This is a genomic window from Pandoraea commovens, assembly GCF_024704525.1.
Taxonomy (GTDB): Bacteria; Pseudomonadota; Gammaproteobacteria; order Burkholderiales; family Burkholderiaceae; genus Pandoraea; species Pandoraea commovens.
The window spans coordinates 778,970-793,118 of the sequence record NZ_CP102780.1; the positions used below are offsets into that span (position 1 = coordinate 778,970).

Here is a 14,149-nt window from a genome sequence, read left to right on the forward strand (position 1 = left end):
GGCGGGTCAGAAGCGGCGCTTGACGTACACCGTCGCACCGAGATCTTTCTGACGGAGAATCGGGATTTTCGCGCTCGCCGAAACGGTCCAGTCTTCAGTCTTCAGCGAAAGCCCACGCTTAGGATCTGAGCCCAGCTTGTCGTCGGTATTGTTCCACTGGACGAGGGACAGCTGCGGCGAGCGGTTCGGCCCGATGCTCAGGTAGCTTTGCGTCGCTCTTGCGGCGTCGGCCGTATCGGCAGCAGCAGGTGTTTCGATCCAGTTGGCGGTTCCGTGTACGGCGAATGGCGCAGCGCCATTGATCGCTTCGATCCGTGTGTAGAGAAATGCGTTGGCGTCTGCCTGCGTCATTCGGTCGACACGCTCGGGCGTCTCGGGACTCTCTCGACCGAATGGGTAAAGCGTGACGGGGACGGCCGGAACCACTGCGACGGAGATAGGGGCAGGCGGAGGCGGGACACGTACGGGTAGTGGTGATGGACCGAGGTTGGCCATCATCATCTGTTCGGATGAACCCGTGCCGACACCTTGCGACATCGCCACGCCGCTGAGCATGGCAAGACAAGTGCCGATCATCCATTTATTCAGGCACGTCATGGACATGCCTCCCGTGAAGGAATGGAAACGCTAGTTCACTGGCCCCATTTTTGCCTTCGTACGGCGTGCTTCTTTACTTCGCAAACTTTGTATTACGAACCGTCTTGAGCGGTTTCTCAGCGTGCCGTATGCACTTAGGAAGTGTAGTCAGTCATTTGCATCGCGCTACCCCAATTTGCACCCGGTTCATGCTGCATTGCGGCTAACGCAGGGGCTCAGGCCCGCCGGACAAGACCCTGATGCATTCGTCTCCGGAATGGCTCCGGGTATATCCCGACACTTTGCAGTATCAAACCTTCTCGTCGCGCGCCTTCAGCCAAAGCCCGAATTCCTTCATCACGTCGACCACGGGACGCAACCGCTCGCCGTCCGCTGACAGCGCGTATTCGACTTTGACGGGGGAGGTCGGATACACGGTGCGTGTGATCAGTCCGGCATCCTCCAGCGCACGAAGGTCGAGCGTGAGCATGCGTTGCGAAATGCCGGGGACATCGCGTCGCAGATCGTTGAACCGTTTGGGGCCGTCGAGCAGATACGACACGAGGAGCAGTCGCCATCTCCCGCCGAGAACACGCATCGATTCTTCCACCGAACAGCCGGACAGATTCTCTTTCATCGGGCACTCACATTTTTAAAGGTCAGTATATTTTTTGTACTTATATGACATTTTAGTGCCTTCTTTATTTTTTATACCAGTTGCCTAGAATGAGCCCCGAACCACTATTTCGGGAATTCTCATGAAGCTTTATTACGTGCCGGGCGCTTGCTCGCTGGCGCCTCATATCGTGCTCAACGAACTGGGGGCGGATTTTTCGCTGGTGAAGGTCGATTACAAAACGCATACGACAGAAGACGGCCGGGACTTCTATGCGCTCAGTCCCTTCGGCTATGTCCCGCTGCTGGAATTGGCGGACGGCACACGGCTTCGCGAAGGTCCGGCGATCGTGCAGTACCTGGCGGACCGCAAGCCTGAGCTGGCGCTGGCGCCCGCGAACGGATCGTTCGATCGCTACCGTCTTCAGGAATGGCTGAACTTCCTCAGCACGGAAATCCACAAGGGGTTCATTCCGCTGCTCTACGCGGTGCTTGCGGGGAAGTACGGCACCGAGTCGGCCAAGCCGAAGCTGGAAGCCCGCTTCAAATGGATCGACGAGCAACTGGCGGAACGGGAGTATCTGATGGGCGACAACTTCACCGTTGCCGATGCTTACCTGCTCACGCTCACGCAATGGGGGCAGGCGTCGTGGCTTCAGTCCGTCTATAAGGCGAATATCCACTTTGACGACCTGACCCATTTGCAGCGTTGGTATCGCCGTGTGCTGGCGCGTCCTGCTGTGCAGCGGGCGTTTGAGGCGGAAGGGCTGACGCCAACGGCGCGCTGCGCCTAACGACGTTGCTCGTGAGTCACGTGGGGGTGAACGGACGGGAGCGCGTGACGCTCGCTGTGACCGAACCACTCAGCGAAAGCGCTCGCGCATTGTTCACCGATGGGGCCGGACCGGTCGAGCATGGCGGCTTCCTGCGCATGCACGGCGGCCTGCCAGTCGGATGCGCCTGCGATGGTCTCGGCAAGTTCCGCGGCGTCCAGCATGGCGAGATTGACGCCGACGCCCATCGGCGGCATCACGTGTGCGGCGTCGCCGACGAGCGTGAGCCCCGGCGTCGCAGGCCATCGTGCGCCCGGCGGCAGGCCGACGATGGGGCGTATCGCGGCGATGCGTTCGGCATCCTCGATCAATGACAACAGGCGGGGCGACCAGCCGGGAAAGCGTGCGAGCAAATCCTGCTGGGTGATGCCAGCGAGCGTTTTCTCCGGCCGGTCCGTATCGTCGGCATGCGTTCTGAACGCCGCATAGGACCGTATGACGTCGTTGCCATTGCGTTGTGCAAAGAGCGCGGTGCCTGACCCGGAGCCGTTGCCCACGGACATGAGTGTTCCGTGTCCGACCAGCGCCGCGACGGCGGGGTGCCGACGCTCTACATCGGAAAACCAGAGTTCGACGAACGTCACCCCTGTGTACACCGGACGAATGTCGGTGAGCGCGGCTCTGATAGCAGACCCGGCACCGTCGGCGCCGATGACGAGATCGCATTCGTGGGTGTGTCCGTCTTGCAGATGGACGACGCGGCGGCCGCCCGAGGTCTTGCCGACGCCAACGACGCGCGCTCCCCAGATCACGGTGCCAGCGGGCAACGGTTCGAGCAGAAGCTCACGCAACACGAGACGATCGATCTCGGGACTGTCGCCGGTGCCGGGGGCGGGAATGTCTTCGAGTAGCGTTTCGCCCGTCGCCCAGTCGATGTCGCGCAGTTCCTGATCGTCGTGACGGGCAATCGCCATGTAGGCGTCGAACAGACCGGCTTTCTTCAGCGCAAGCTGACCGTCAGGCACATGGAGGTCGAGCATGCCGCCCTGATCGCGCGACGTGGCGCTCGCGTCGGTCTCGAAGACGGTCACGTCGAAGCCATCGCGAGACAGCATATTGGCGGCGACAAGTCCGGCCGGTCCGGCCCCGGCGATCACAATGACAGGTTTCTGCGACATTTCTTCCTCCTGAGTACGACGCCGACATAGCGTTCACGACGCACTCTATCGGCGGCCGCGATTGCTCCGTTATCCGCATAAGGTCAAAATATGCTGAAAATCGGCCAACTTTGGATTCCCCTCTCATGCCACGCAGCCTCAGGAAAGTCGTTCGCGAACACGAAACACTGGCAGGTTTCGGCGTTGACGGCACAAGTCCGGAGAGCGTTCGCCGCCTGAATCGATGGCATCGGCACGCGCAGGGGCAACTGATCTATATCGGCGCGGGGCATTTTCATATCCGCACCGACTTCGGCGCGTGGCTGTTGCCGCCGCAGCGCGCCGTGTGGATTCCGCCAGATCTGATGCACTGGGGTGAGTTGAAGGGGGTGAAGACCGGCGCGAACATTCTGCTTGCCCCCACGTATTGCCAGACCTTGCCCGACCGTCCGCAGGTACTCTCGGTCGGGCGGCTATTCGAAGCGTTGATTCATCGCGTGGCCGGATGGCGTAAGGACGTTGTGACTTCGCCGGAGGAGGAGCACGTCATGGCGGTGCTGATCGACGAGGTTCGCGCGGCACGGCATGAGCCGTTGCATCTGCCGATGCCCAGCGACAAGCGGTTGCTGAAGATGACGGCACTGGTGCTCAGCGAGCCTGGCCGCGAGTATTCGCTGGAGACGCTGTCGTCGATGGCCGGACTGTCGACGCGCACTGCACGACGCCTGTTCGCGGCGTCGGTCGGCATGACGTTGTCGGAGTGGCGTCAGCAGGCGAGGCTCATGCGTGCCGTCGAGATGTTGTCGGACGGCGAGTCGGTGTCGGCGATTGCCGATGCGCTGGGTTACGCGAGCCCCAGCAACTTCATCGCGATGTTTCGCTCGGTGTTCGGTGTCACACCGGGGAAATACGTCGGGAGCGCAAGCGCCTAGCGACAGACCCCGGTGGTGCGTATGCACCCGACGTCAGGTGGAAACCTGTTGGTCACTCCGCCGGTGCGACGCTCACGCCTGTGATGCCGTGTCGCTTCATGGCGTCGGCCACGAAGCCTTCGCGCTTCATGTCTTCGACGAACGTCTTGAGGTAAGCCAACGCGCCTTCGCCGCGCGTGATCGGCGCGCCCATCGCCTGACGAATGACCATGAAACGTTCGTCCAGCAAGCGATAGCCGGTGAGGTTCGCCACGTCCTGTTCCAACTGCTGTTTGACGCCAGCGGCCACTTCACAGCCGGTCTCGATGAACGTCTTGATCACCGTCGGCGACGTCGGCGCACGCACGATTTCGGCGTGCTTGAGTTCGCGTGTCAGGAACAGATCGTAGGCGCTACCCTGACCGACGACCACACGGGTGCCCGCACGATCGACGTCCGCATTGGTTTTGACGGGCGAGGCATCGCGCACGAGGTAATAGCCTTCGATGAGGACATACGGCGACGTGAAGCCAATCGTCGCCGCGCGGCGCGGATCGATGGCGAAGAAGCCCACGTCGGCCTGCTCGTTCGTGACCGTCTCCACGGATTTGCCTGCGGCGTCGACCACCACCAGTTCCAGTTCGACACCGAGCCGCTTCGCCAGCGCGCCCGCGAGATCGACTGAGATGCCGACGGGCTGGGATCGTGCATCGACGCCCGCAAGAATCGGGTTGCCGAGATTGATGCAGGCACGCAGCACGCCAGTCGGTGCAAACGCTTCGAGCAAAGTACGGTCAGGCGTCATGGTGGGCTCGGAAGAGGAAAGGAAACGTGAAAGGTGACGGTTCGAGAATATCGGCAATCATGCCGATGGCGTACCTCACGCGCCGCTAAGCGCCTTCGGTATGACGTAACGCGACCCATCGTATTCGAGCGTGACGTTTGCGCCCTTGGCAGTGCGCTCCTTGCTGGCGCAATCGTTGCGCGTCGGCTTATTGGTCGTGGTGGTGGTCTTCTCGCTCACGACGAGTTTCGCGTAGCCGTTTTTGCCAACGGGGCCGACGGACACTGCACGCGATGTGTCGTCGAAGCTGCCTGCACAGTTGCCATCCCATTCGCCGCCGCTCTTTTGCGTGGCGAGGTTATCGACGACCTTGCGCAGCGTCGTGCCATCGATGACGTAAAGGCTGAGCGACGTCTGCGAGAACGGATTCACGCGCGACGACCCTTCGAAGCTCAAACGCACACCGAACGCCACCGTCTGCGGCGTCAGACGCCACGGCGCGGTGTCGAGGGCAATGCCGCGCAGCATGATGGCGTCCGACGTAATCGCAGCCTTCTCGAAGCGGTGCGCCACGATCTTGCCGCTCTGGCTGTCGGCGACGACGACTTCCACGTCATAGACCTTGTCGTCGTCGGTGCCGCCTGGCTGCGCCATCGGCAGGACGGCGAGAGTCTGCGCCGGATTCGCTGGCCAGACCTTGCAGGTCGCGAAGTCGGCATCGACGGCGCGCCCCGGTTGCAGCGTCTTCGCCCAGTCGTTCAGACGATCCTTGCAGTCGGCATGGGCGAGTAGCGGCAGGCAGAACAGGGCGGCGGCGATGGCGCGGCGCGCCAGCATGGATGAAGTCGGTGCAGTCAGGGCCATCGGGGGATCCAGCGGTGCGAGGAGGGGAAGGTGCGCCAATTCTACCGGTGGACCTCGCCCTCAATCAGCACCTTTGCGTGCCGAATCGGCACGGAGTTGCATTTTCCGCCACCTACACTCCGCTTCCTGAGACTGGCAGATGGCCCCGGCTCGCCCTTGTTGCATGCTATGCAACGGGCGTTTGCGGGGCGTCCAAACATCGACTTCCAACGCCAGCGATCCCGAGGAGCAGGAATGACCGGCAACACCAAACCCCACAACCCGTGGCGCGAGATCTGCGCGGCGAGTATCGGCAACGCACTAGAGTTCTACGATCTGCTGATCTATGGCTACTTCGCCATCGTGATCGGCCAGTTGTTTTTCCCCGCTCACGACGCAACGACCTCGCTGCTGCTCTCCGTGGGCACGTTCGGTATTTCGTTCGTCACGCGCCCACTGGGCTCGATCATCCTCGGCAGCTACGCCGACCGCGCCGGTCGCAAGGCGTCGCTCACGGTGTCCATCGGCCTCATGATGGTCGGCACCGCCATGATCGCGTTCGCACCGACGTATGCGCAGATCGGCATTTTCTCGCCGCTCATGATCATCGTCGCCCGCATGCTGCAAGGCTTCTCGACGGGCGGTGAGTTCGGCGCTGCCACGGCCTTCATGGTCGAGCATGCCGACGCCAAGCGTCGCGGCTTCTTCGCCAGTTGGCAGATGTCCACGCAAGGTCTCGCAACGGTGCTCGCCGCCGGTGTTTCCGCACTGCTGAGCCTGCTGCTGACGGCCGATCAACTGAGCGCATGGGGCTGGCGTATCGCCTTCGCCGTCGGTCTGCTCATCGGTCCGGTCGGTCTGTACATTCGTCGCAATATCGATGAAACCGCCGACTTCAAGAAGCTCGGCGAGAAGCAACGCGAGAAGTCGCCACTGCGCGAAGTCTTCGGGCGTGATCGCGCCAACATGCTGCTCGGCGCGGGCGTTGTGGCTGCGGCCACGGCGTTCAATTACGTCCACAAGCTGTACATGCCGACGTATGCCGTCAAGCAACTGCACATTCCGGCGACATCGTCGTTCATCGGTGCGGTCGTGACCGGCGTGATGCTCATGATCGCCGCGCCTGTCGTCGGCCATCTCTCGGACCGCTTCGGCCGCATTCGCGTAATGCTCTACGCGCTAATCGCCGTGGGCGTGACGACCTACCCGCTATTCGTGCTGCTCAACCGTTATCCGACGTTCCAGACGCTGCTGCTCGTGCAGGCACTGGTCGGTCTGCTGATCGCCGTGAGTCTCGCCCCGCTGCCCGCCCTGCTGGCGGACATCTTCCCGACGAGCACTCGTGGCACCGGTCTTGCGCTGTCGTACAACTTCTCGGTCACGCTGTTCGGCGGCTTCGCCCCGCTGATCGTGACCTGGCTGATCGACGCCACGCAGAACAAGCTCGCACCGAGCTTCTACGTGATGGCAACGGCAGTGCTCAGCGTGACGGCTGTGACGGCGCTGGCGCGCCGTGTGCGTGCCGGCAAGATCGCCGGGCTGACGAGCCAGTCGCACGCCTCGCCGCGTGCGACCAAGGCCTAAGGTTCGATTACGTCGTCCCGATATTCGATGTACTGATTTGAGCCGCAACGACGACGTCCGCCAATCCCCTAGGCGACGTCGTCTCTTTTTTTGCGGCATCCCTTGCGGAGCTTTACCCATGACCACGCTCGAAGCGATTCGCGCCGCCCTGCCGGCGTACCCCATCGAAGTCTCGTTCCCCGATATCACCCGCTGGCGCGAAGGCAACACCGGCATCGACTATCTGCACACGTTCGATAGCGGCAAGCCCGGCAAGCACGTGATGATTCTCGCGCTCACGCACGGCAATGAAGTGAGCGGCGCCATCGCCGTCGACGCGCTGCTCGCATCGGGTCTGCGTCCGTCGTCCGGCCGTCTGTCGTTGGGCTTCGGCAACATCGGTGCGTACGAACAGTTCAGCGCAGAGAATGCAGACGCCACGCGCTTTCTCGATGAAGACATGAACCGTGTGTGGACGGCGTCGACGCTTGACGGCGAACGTCAGAGCCGTGAACTGACGCGCGCCCGTGCGATGCGTCCGTTCATCGATACGGTGGATCTGCTGCTCGACATCCACTCGATGCACGAAGCGTCGGCGCCGCTGATGATGACGGGTCCGCTGGAAAAGGCGATTGCGCTGGCGGCCGAACTCGGCACGCCTGAGCACGTCATCATCGACAAGGGCCACGCCAATGGCACGCGCATGCGCGACTACGGTGGCTTTGGCGACCCCGCCAGCCCGAAGAATGCGTTGCTCATCGAGACGGGACAACACTTCGCCAAGAGCGCGCGCGATGTGGCGCTCGACAGCGCAGCCCGCTTCCTGTTGCACGCGGGTGTTGTGGCTGAGGCCGACGTCGCCCCGTTCCTCACGCAAACCCCTGCACGTCAGAAGTTTGTGGAAATCACGCAGCCGGTCGTGGCGCGCTCGATGGACTTCCGCTTCTCGCAGCCGTTCACGGGACTGGAAGTGATCGAAAAGGCAGGCACCGAAATCGCCCGCGATGGCGACGAAGTGATCGTCACGCCGTATGACAACTGCGTGATCGTGCAGCCGTCGATGCGTCACCTCGGGGTGAATGTCACGATGATGCGTCTGGGACGTTTGCTGGATCGCTAAGACGGACGTGAGTCGCTGAGCAATTCCGAAAGGGCCGAGGATGACCTCGGCCCTTTTTCGTTGGCATCGGAACGTTCAGAACGTCCCGACGAGCGAGCCGACGACGATGACCGCGACGAGTGCGATCAGCGCACTCACGATACTTGTCATGACGATGTCGAAGTAGCTGTCACGGTGCGTGCTGCCGCACACCGCCAGCAACGTGACGACCGCGCCGTTGTGCGGCAGGCTGTCGAGCGTGCCGGACGCCATCACGGCCACACGGTGCATCAGCGCGGGATCGATGCCGTGCTGCGCTGCGAGGCTGACGTAGGCAGGACCGAGCGCGTCGAGGGCAATCGTGAGACCGCCTGAGGCGGAGCCGGTGATGGCCGCGAGCAGGTTGGCGGAGAGCGCCAGCGACACGAGCGGACCGCCGTCGATGGACAGCACCCAGTCGCGTACCAGCTCGAAGCCGGGCAGCGCGGCAATCACGCCGCCATAGCCGACCAGACTCGCCGTACACATGATCGGCAGGACGGACGCGTTTGCACCGGCGTCCATCGTCTTGCGCAGCGCGGGCAGGCGTCGCCATTGCAGGATCACGAGCACGAGAATCGCGCTCGCGAGTGCGACGCACACGCCCCATACGCCCGCTACGCTTTGCAGCGTGATGCCGCCCCATCTCGGCTCCGCGAGAAAGCTCGCGTTCAGGCGCGGGAAGACGATCACGTTCATCACGAAGTTGCCGCCGATCACAACGAGCAGCGGCAAGGCAGCCGTCAGGATGCCCGGCAGCGCGTCGTTGCGATGCCCGGCTTCGATCTCCGCCGGGTCGAATTCGCGCGCCACGCTGGCGCGCTCACGCACGACCGTCGGGTCCGCCTTCTTGTCCCACACTTCGTTTTCCGCATAACCGTGCCCCGCACGACGCGCCTGTCCCTCGCGCCACGACAACCACCAGAGGCCTACGCCGAGCATGATGGCCGAGGCCATCAACCCCAGCCCCGGTGCAGCAAAGGGCGTGGTGCCGAAGAAGGGCATCGGGATGGCGTTCTGGATGGCAGGCGTGCCGGGCATTGCCGACATCGTGAAGGTGGACGTCCCCAAGGCAATCGCAGCGGGCATCAGTCGCACGGGAATGTTGGCTTCACGGAACAGCGCGTGTGCCATCGGTGCAAGGACGAAGAACGCCACGAAGAGACTCACGCCACCGTACGTGACGAGCGCGCCGCCGAGCACCACCGCAAACATCGCGCGACGCGAACCCAGCTTGTCCGTGAGAAATGCAGCGATGGCGCGCACGGACCCGCTGTCTTCCATCAACTTGCCGAACAAGGCGCCGAGCAGGAACAGCGGGAAGAACTGCGCGATGAAGCGCGCGGCGTTCTGCATGAACGTCTGCGTCCAGTGTGCGAGGACGGGTTCGCCTGAGAGCGCAGCGGCCAGCATGGCGGCGGCCGGGGCGAGCAGCAGCACGCTCCAGCCACGATAGGCCAGCCAGACGAGCAGCGCCAGGCCGATAAGAATGCCAGCGAGCTCCATTCAGAGGGTCTCCTGCAGCGGATCGAGATCGAGCGAGGAGCGTTTGCCCAGATCGGCGCCGTGTTCGTGCAGGAAGACATCGGCGCAGCGACGGCCCTCGTCGCGCAACATCACGAGGAAGTCCCATTCCGCCGAGAGCTTCGACGAATAGCCGAGCGTCGTCATCATGTCGCTCGCGATCCGGTGCATGCGCATTTGCGCCCAGCGTTTGCCTTCGTCGCTCCCGGCATCCACGACCTGACGCAGCACCGCGATCATGCGCAACTCTTTGAGCAGCGTGGCGTTGAACGAGACTTCGTTGACGCGGTTCAGAATCTCGCGCGCCGAACGCGGGACCTCGTTGCGCTCGACCGGATTGACCTGCACAAGGATGGTGTCGCACGACACGGTCTCGCGCACTAGCGGCGTGATCGACGGATTGCCCGCGTAACCGCCGTCCCAGTAGGGCTCACCATCGATCTCGACGGCGCGATACAACATGGGCAGGCAGGCTGAGGCGAGCAGGACGTCCGGGGTGATCTCGGCGTTGCGGAAGACGCGACCTCTCCCCGTATGCACGTTGGTCGCTGTGATGAAGAGCTGGATCGGGTTGGCGTCGGCGCCTTTTGATATGCCGTCGAAGTCGATGTGATCGGCCAGCAGGCGGCGCAACGGGTTGAATTCGAGCGGCGCGAGGTCGTAGGGAGATACGACGCGGGCGGCGAGATCGAAGAACATGAAGAACGGCGAGTTATCGAGCGACCAGCCTCCGAGCACGATGTCGAGCGGTGTGCGGCGCAGCGGACTGAAGCGTCCCGCATGCGCGACATCCCGCCAGAACTGTTCCAGCGCACCGCGTGCCGCATCGGGGCCGCCGCGGGCATAACCGGTCGCAAGCACTGCGGCATTCATCGCGCCAGCCGATGTGCCCGAAATGCCCTCGATGCGGAAGGGGGCGTTGTCGGTGTCGTGAGAAATGGCTTCGAGCAGCCGGTCCAGCACGCCCCAGGTGAATGCGCCGTGTGCGCCGCCGCCCTGTAGGGCGAGATCGACGGGGAGTGCGCCGCGAGCGGTGGCGCGTGCGCCGGACGATGCGCGTGTGGCGCTAGCGGTCCGCCCGGTTCGTGCGGCGGGCGTAGCGGAGGCGGGGAGCGGCGGCTGCACCCGCGAGGTGGATTTGGAGCGTGGCATGATCCCTCGGCGATGCGGCGTCGCGCCGGTGGGCGTCAGCCGCGGGGGTCGTTACGAGAGTACGGTTGCAGCAGGTACGCAGTTTGCGCTGCAACATAACCACTGTCTCAGATAACCGTGAAATGGGCAACCTCGCCATCGGTGCCCCCGTCGGCCAGCTCCTGCGATGGTTTGCCGCGACGCAGACTCAGCTGCGCGAGCACGTCAGCGTGCTGGTTGCCCCAGCGGTACAGCATCTCGATCGGCTCGATGAAAAGCTCGCCGAGCGGCGTCAGAGAGTATTCGACCTTGGGCGGCACGACGGGATATACCTCGCGGTGGATCAGGCCGTCGCGCTCCAGTTCGCGCAGCGTTTGCGTGAGCATCTTCTTCGAAATGCCCGGCAGACGGCGCTGGAGTTCGCCTGTGCGTGTCGTGCCGCACTGCAACGCGTAGAGCACCATGCTCGTCCATTTCACGCTGAAGAGCTCCAGCACGCGACGCGGCACGCAGGTTTCCTCGAAGACGAAGGGTTCGGGTTTGCTCATGGTAACTAAATGGTGACTATTCAACTAAAAGGTGCCTACTGGGGATTTTGACCCTTCGTCACTATACTTTGGCACGATAGTGCGCGTCACCTGGAGTGCGTCGATCGGACCCGATCTGGCATCGACCAAACGGGGTGCGGCGCGCGCAAGCTAACGGAGAACCCCATGAGCAGTTTGTCGAAAACAGCCCTCTCGATGCTGGATCTGGTGCCGGTGCGCGCTGGCGGCACGGTGGCTGAAGCCCTGAAGCAGTCCACGGAACTGGCTCAGCATGTCGAGCGTCTGGGCTTTACGCGTTTCTGGCTTGCGGAACATCACAACATGGATGGCATCGCCAGTTCCGCAACCGCGTTGCTGATCGGGCACATTGCCGACAAGACGTCGCGCATTCGCGTCGGTTCCGGTGGCGTGATGCTGCCGAATCACCCGCCGCTGGTCGTCGCCGAGAACTTCGGCACGCTCGCCGCGCTGTACCCGGGACGCATCGACCTGGGTCTCGGACGTGCGCCGGGTGCCGATCAGGCGACGATGCGCGCACTGCGACGCGACCGTCTCGGCAATGGCGACGACTTCCCGGAACAAGTGGCCGAGTTGCGCGCGTTGCTCGCACCGGCGCAACCGGGGCAACGGCTGGTCGCCACGCCGGGCGCGGGCAGCGACATTCCTGTGTGGCTGCTGGGGTCGTCGCTGTACTCGGCGCAGCTCGCGGCCCATCTGGGGCTGCCGTACGCCTTCGCATCGCACTTCGCGCCACGTTTCCTGTTCGATGCGATTCGTATTTATCGCGAGATGTTCCGCCCGTCGGCGGTGCTCGATAAGCCGTACGTGATGGTCGGCGCACCGGTCGTCGCCGCGCCGACGGACGAAGAGGCGAAGTTCCTCGCGACGTCATCGCAGCAAAAGATCCTGGCGCTGATGCGTGGGCAGAGCCTGAAGTTGCAGCCGCCAGTGCACGATATGGACGAGCGCTGGGATCCGGCGGAGCAGCACTCGGTGGAAGCGTTCCTCGGCGTGGCCGTCGTCGGCGGGCCGGAGCGCATCCAATCCGGCTTGTCCGATCTCGTCGAACGCACGCAAGCCGACGAACTGATGCTCGTGACCGACATCTACGATCCGGCGCTTCGCCTGCGTTCGTGCGACATCGTCGCATCCGTCTGCAAGGGCTGAGCGATCATCCAGCGCACAGGCCGTGCCGCAGACGGCGCCGGATGGGACGGGGGCGACGCATGCGCTAGCGGAATCGCCCGATGGAGAACGGTGATAGGTCGATGGACGGCCGCTCGCCGCTCACCAGCCCGGCGATCGTGCGCCCGGTGGAGGCTGCCGCTGTGAGGCCCACGTGGCCGTGCCCGAAGGCGTAAAAGGCATTCGGCACTTTCGACGCAGCCCCCAGCACCGGCAGCGAATCCGGTGTACTCGGGCGAAAGCCCTGCCAGCGCGCGCCATCGACCGATTGCGTCGACTTCACGCCCTGCACCGCGCCGGGGAACATCTTGTGAAGCTGGCCCAGCAGCAGATCGGCACGCCGCCAGTTCGGCGGCGCTTGCAGCCCTGCCAGCTCGACCGTGCCCGCGCCGCGAAGGCGGCCGTTCATCGGTGTCGCAAACAACTTCCCCTCCGCCCACATCACGGGACGCGACGGCATCTCGTGCGGCGTCGGAATCTCCACGTGATAGCCGCGCTCGGTGTCGAAGACGATGCTGTCGCCCAACTGCTGCACGAAGGGCGCCGACCACGCACCGGCCGCGACGACAACGGCGCTTGCGGCTTCGCGCCCCTTGTCCGTATGCACCGCCACGGCCTGCGCGCCGTTGGTCTCGATGGCTGTCGCAGCGGCATCGACGAGGCGTCCGCCTCGCGCCACGACCTGAGCGGTCAGACGCGCAAGCAACGCGGCCGGGTCCGACGTGTGTCCCGTCTCGCTGATATAACGCGCGCCGATGAAATCGTTCGACAACGTGGGTTCGAACTCGCGAAGCGCGCCGGCGTCCAGCGTGTCGATCTGCACGCCGTTGTCACGCCGCAAGGCCATGCCGCCTTCATCGCCTGCCATGCCGTCCTGACTGGAATAGGCAATCAGATACCCCCGACGGGTCACGAGGTCGTTCGCGTTGGCATCGTCAAGCAGGGGTTGATACGCGTCGAGTGCCGGGCCGAGCAGGGCGCGCAACGCGCGTGCCTGTTGTGCCACCCGTGCGGGCTGACTCGCTGCGATAAAGCGCATCAACCACGGCACCATGCGAGGCAGATAGCCCCAGCGAAGCACCAGCGGGCCATCCGGTTGCATCAGCCATCCCGGCACTTGCCAGAGCACGCCCGGCATGGCGATAGGCACGACCGACGAACCGTTGATACAACCGGCATTGCCCAGCGAGGCTGCCTGACGCGCCGACTGCCGGTCGACGAGAGTCACGGCATGCCCTGCGCGCTGAAGATAAGCGGCAGTACATACGCCGACCAAACCGCCCCCGATAACGACGACGGGACGTGAATCGCTCATGAAGCCGTCCTGCGAAAATTCGAAAACGCCTAGTGTACTGCGTCGGGCCTGCGAGACCGATGGCCCTCAAAATTCCCTTCCATTCC

General features: G+C 63.6%; 14 protein-coding genes. 5 read left to right on the plus strand and 9 right to left on the minus strand.

Annotated elements, in window-relative coordinates; all coding sequences use genetic code 11:
- Positions 1–6: 6 nt before the first annotated feature.
- Both NTU39_RS03940 and NTU39_RS03945 read right to left on the minus strand, forming a co-directional pair.
- Positions 7–597: a hypothetical protein gene (locus NTU39_RS03940; protein WP_257959246.1), complete on the minus strand. Its 591-nt coding sequence runs from the start codon at positions 595–597 to the stop codon at positions 7–9.
- A 289-nt stretch (positions 598–886) separates the two neighbouring features.
- Positions 887–1,213 (minus strand): winged helix-turn-helix transcriptional regulator, encoded by a 327-nt coding sequence (locus NTU39_RS03945; protein WP_150665448.1) that lies wholly within the window; start codon positions 1,211–1,213, stop codon positions 887–889.
- Between the two features lie 121 nt (positions 1,214–1,334).
- Here NTU39_RS03945 and gstA point away from each other — a divergent pair, with 121 nt between their 5' ends.
- Positions 1,335–1,985 carry a glutathione transferase GstA gene (gene gstA / locus NTU39_RS03950; RefSeq protein ID WP_150665449.1) on the plus strand — a complete coding sequence of 217 codons (651 nt, stop codon included), beginning with the start codon at positions 1,335–1,337 and terminating at the stop codon, positions 1,983–1,985.
- On the opposite strand, the gene NTU39_RS03955 is transcribed toward gstA, so the two are convergent.
- Entirely contained in the window at positions 1,982–3,142 is a 1,161-nt protein-coding gene (locus NTU39_RS03955) for an FAD-dependent oxidoreductase (protein WP_257959247.1), read from the minus strand. The two genes, gstA and NTU39_RS03955, sit on opposite strands and share 4 nt — an antisense overlap.
- A gap of 125 nt (positions 3,143–3,267) precedes the next feature.
- Between NTU39_RS03955 and NTU39_RS03960 the strand changes: the two genes are divergently transcribed.
- Positions 3,268–4,053 carry a helix-turn-helix domain-containing protein gene (locus tag NTU39_RS03960; RefSeq protein WP_150665451.1) on the plus strand — a complete coding sequence of 262 codons (786 nt, stop codon included), beginning with the start codon at positions 3,268–3,270 and terminating at the stop codon, positions 4,051–4,053.
- A gap of 52 nt (positions 4,054–4,105) precedes the next feature.
- On the opposite strand, the gene NTU39_RS03965 is transcribed toward NTU39_RS03960, so the two are convergent.
- Positions 4,106–4,837: an ABC transporter substrate-binding protein gene (locus NTU39_RS03965; protein WP_257959249.1), complete on the minus strand. Its 732-nt coding sequence runs from the start codon at positions 4,835–4,837 to the stop codon at positions 4,106–4,108.
- A gap of 75 nt (positions 4,838–4,912) precedes the next feature.
- Positions 4,913–5,680 carry a PA3715 family protein gene (locus tag NTU39_RS03970; protein WP_257959250.1) on the minus strand — a complete coding sequence of 256 codons (768 nt, stop codon included), beginning with the start codon at positions 5,678–5,680 and terminating at the stop codon, positions 4,913–4,915.
- A 234-nt stretch (positions 5,681–5,914) separates the two neighbouring features.
- On the opposite strand from NTU39_RS03970, the gene NTU39_RS03975 reads away from it, so the two are divergent.
- Together NTU39_RS03975 and NTU39_RS03980 are read left to right on the plus strand one after the other, a co-directional pair.
- Positions 5,915–7,243: an MFS transporter gene (locus NTU39_RS03975; RefSeq protein ID WP_150665454.1), complete on the plus strand. Its 1,329-nt coding sequence runs from the start codon at positions 5,915–5,917 to the stop codon at positions 7,241–7,243.
- 118 nt (positions 7,244–7,361) lie between these two features.
- Positions 7,362–8,342, plus strand: a complete 981-nt coding sequence (locus NTU39_RS03980) for a M14 family metallopeptidase (RefSeq protein ID WP_257959252.1) — start codon at positions 7,362–7,364, stop codon at positions 8,340–8,342.
- A gap of 75 nt (positions 8,343–8,417) precedes the next feature.
- Here the strand turns inward: NTU39_RS03980 and NTU39_RS03985 are convergent, their stop codons facing one another.
- The 3 genes from NTU39_RS03985 to NTU39_RS03995 all read right to left on the minus strand — a co-directional run bounded on the left by NTU39_RS03985 (position 8,418) and on the right by NTU39_RS03995 (position 11,563).
- The gene (locus tag NTU39_RS03985) at positions 8,418–9,866 is read right to left on the minus strand and encodes a GntP family permease (RefSeq protein WP_257959253.1); all 1,449 of its coding nucleotides are present in this window, start codon (positions 9,864–9,866) and stop codon (positions 8,418–8,420) included.
- Positions 9,867–11,036, minus strand: a complete 1,170-nt coding sequence (locus NTU39_RS03990) for a patatin-like phospholipase family protein (protein WP_257959255.1) — start codon at positions 11,034–11,036, stop codon at positions 9,867–9,869.
- 107 nt (positions 11,037–11,143) lie between these two features.
- Positions 11,144–11,563 (minus strand): winged helix-turn-helix transcriptional regulator, encoded by a 420-nt coding sequence (locus NTU39_RS03995; RefSeq protein WP_150665457.1) that lies wholly within the window; start codon positions 11,561–11,563, stop codon positions 11,144–11,146.
- A gap of 165 nt (positions 11,564–11,728) precedes the next feature.
- On the opposite strand from NTU39_RS03995, the gene NTU39_RS04000 reads away from it, so the two are divergent.
- Positions 11,729–12,730 carry an LLM class flavin-dependent oxidoreductase gene (locus NTU39_RS04000; RefSeq protein ID WP_150665458.1) on the plus strand — a complete coding sequence of 334 codons (1,002 nt, stop codon included), beginning with the start codon at positions 11,729–11,731 and terminating at the stop codon, positions 12,728–12,730.
- A 64-nt stretch (positions 12,731–12,794) separates the two neighbouring features.
- Here the strand turns inward: NTU39_RS04000 and NTU39_RS04005 are convergent, their stop codons facing one another.
- A complete protein-coding gene (locus NTU39_RS04005; RefSeq protein WP_257959256.1) occupies positions 12,795–14,063 on the minus strand; it encodes an NAD(P)/FAD-dependent oxidoreductase in 1,269 nt (422 codons plus the stop codon).
- Positions 14,064–14,149 lie beyond the last annotated feature (86 nt).

Coding starts and splice junctions, on each gene's coding strand:
- NTU39_RS03940 (WP_257959246.1), bottom strand. CDS start 597: ATGACGTGCCTGAATAAATGGATGATCGGCACTTGTCTTGCCATGCTC.
- NTU39_RS03945 (WP_150665448.1), bottom strand. CDS start 1,213: ATGAAAGAGAATCTGTCCGGCTGTTCGGTGGAAGAATCGATGCGTGTT.
- gstA (WP_150665449.1), top strand. CDS start 1,335: ATGAAGCTTTATTACGTGCCGGGCGCTTGCTCGCTGGCGCCTCATATC.
- NTU39_RS03955 (WP_257959247.1), bottom strand. CDS start 3,142: ATGTCGCAGAAACCTGTCATTGTGATCGCCGGGGCCGGACCGGCCGGA.
- NTU39_RS03960 (WP_150665451.1), top strand. CDS start 3,268: ATGCCACGCAGCCTCAGGAAAGTCGTTCGCGAACACGAAACACTGGCA.
- NTU39_RS03965 (WP_257959249.1), bottom strand. CDS start 4,837: ATGACGCCTGACCGTACTTTGCTCGAAGCGTTTGCACCGACTGGCGTG.
- NTU39_RS03970 (WP_257959250.1), bottom strand. CDS start 5,680: ATGGCCCTGACTGCACCGACTTCATCCATGCTGGCGCGCCGCGCCATC.
- NTU39_RS03975 (WP_150665454.1), top strand. CDS start 5,915: ATGACCGGCAACACCAAACCCCACAACCCGTGGCGCGAGATCTGCGCG.
- NTU39_RS03980 (WP_257959252.1), top strand. CDS start 7,362: ATGACCACGCTCGAAGCGATTCGCGCCGCCCTGCCGGCGTACCCCATC.
- NTU39_RS03985 (WP_257959253.1), bottom strand. CDS start 9,866: ATGGAGCTCGCTGGCATTCTTATCGGCCTGGCGCTGCTCGTCTGGCTG.
- NTU39_RS03990 (WP_257959255.1), bottom strand. CDS start 11,036: ATGCCACGCTCCAAATCCACCTCGCGGGTGCAGCCGCCGCTCCCCGCC.
- NTU39_RS03995 (WP_150665457.1), bottom strand. CDS start 11,563: ATGAGCAAACCCGAACCCTTCGTCTTCGAGGAAACCTGCGTGCCGCGT.
- NTU39_RS04000 (WP_150665458.1), top strand. CDS start 11,729: ATGAGCAGTTTGTCGAAAACAGCCCTCTCGATGCTGGATCTGGTGCCG.
- NTU39_RS04005 (WP_257959256.1), bottom strand. CDS start 14,063: ATGAGCGATTCACGTCCCGTCGTCGTTATCGGGGGCGGTTTGGTCGGC.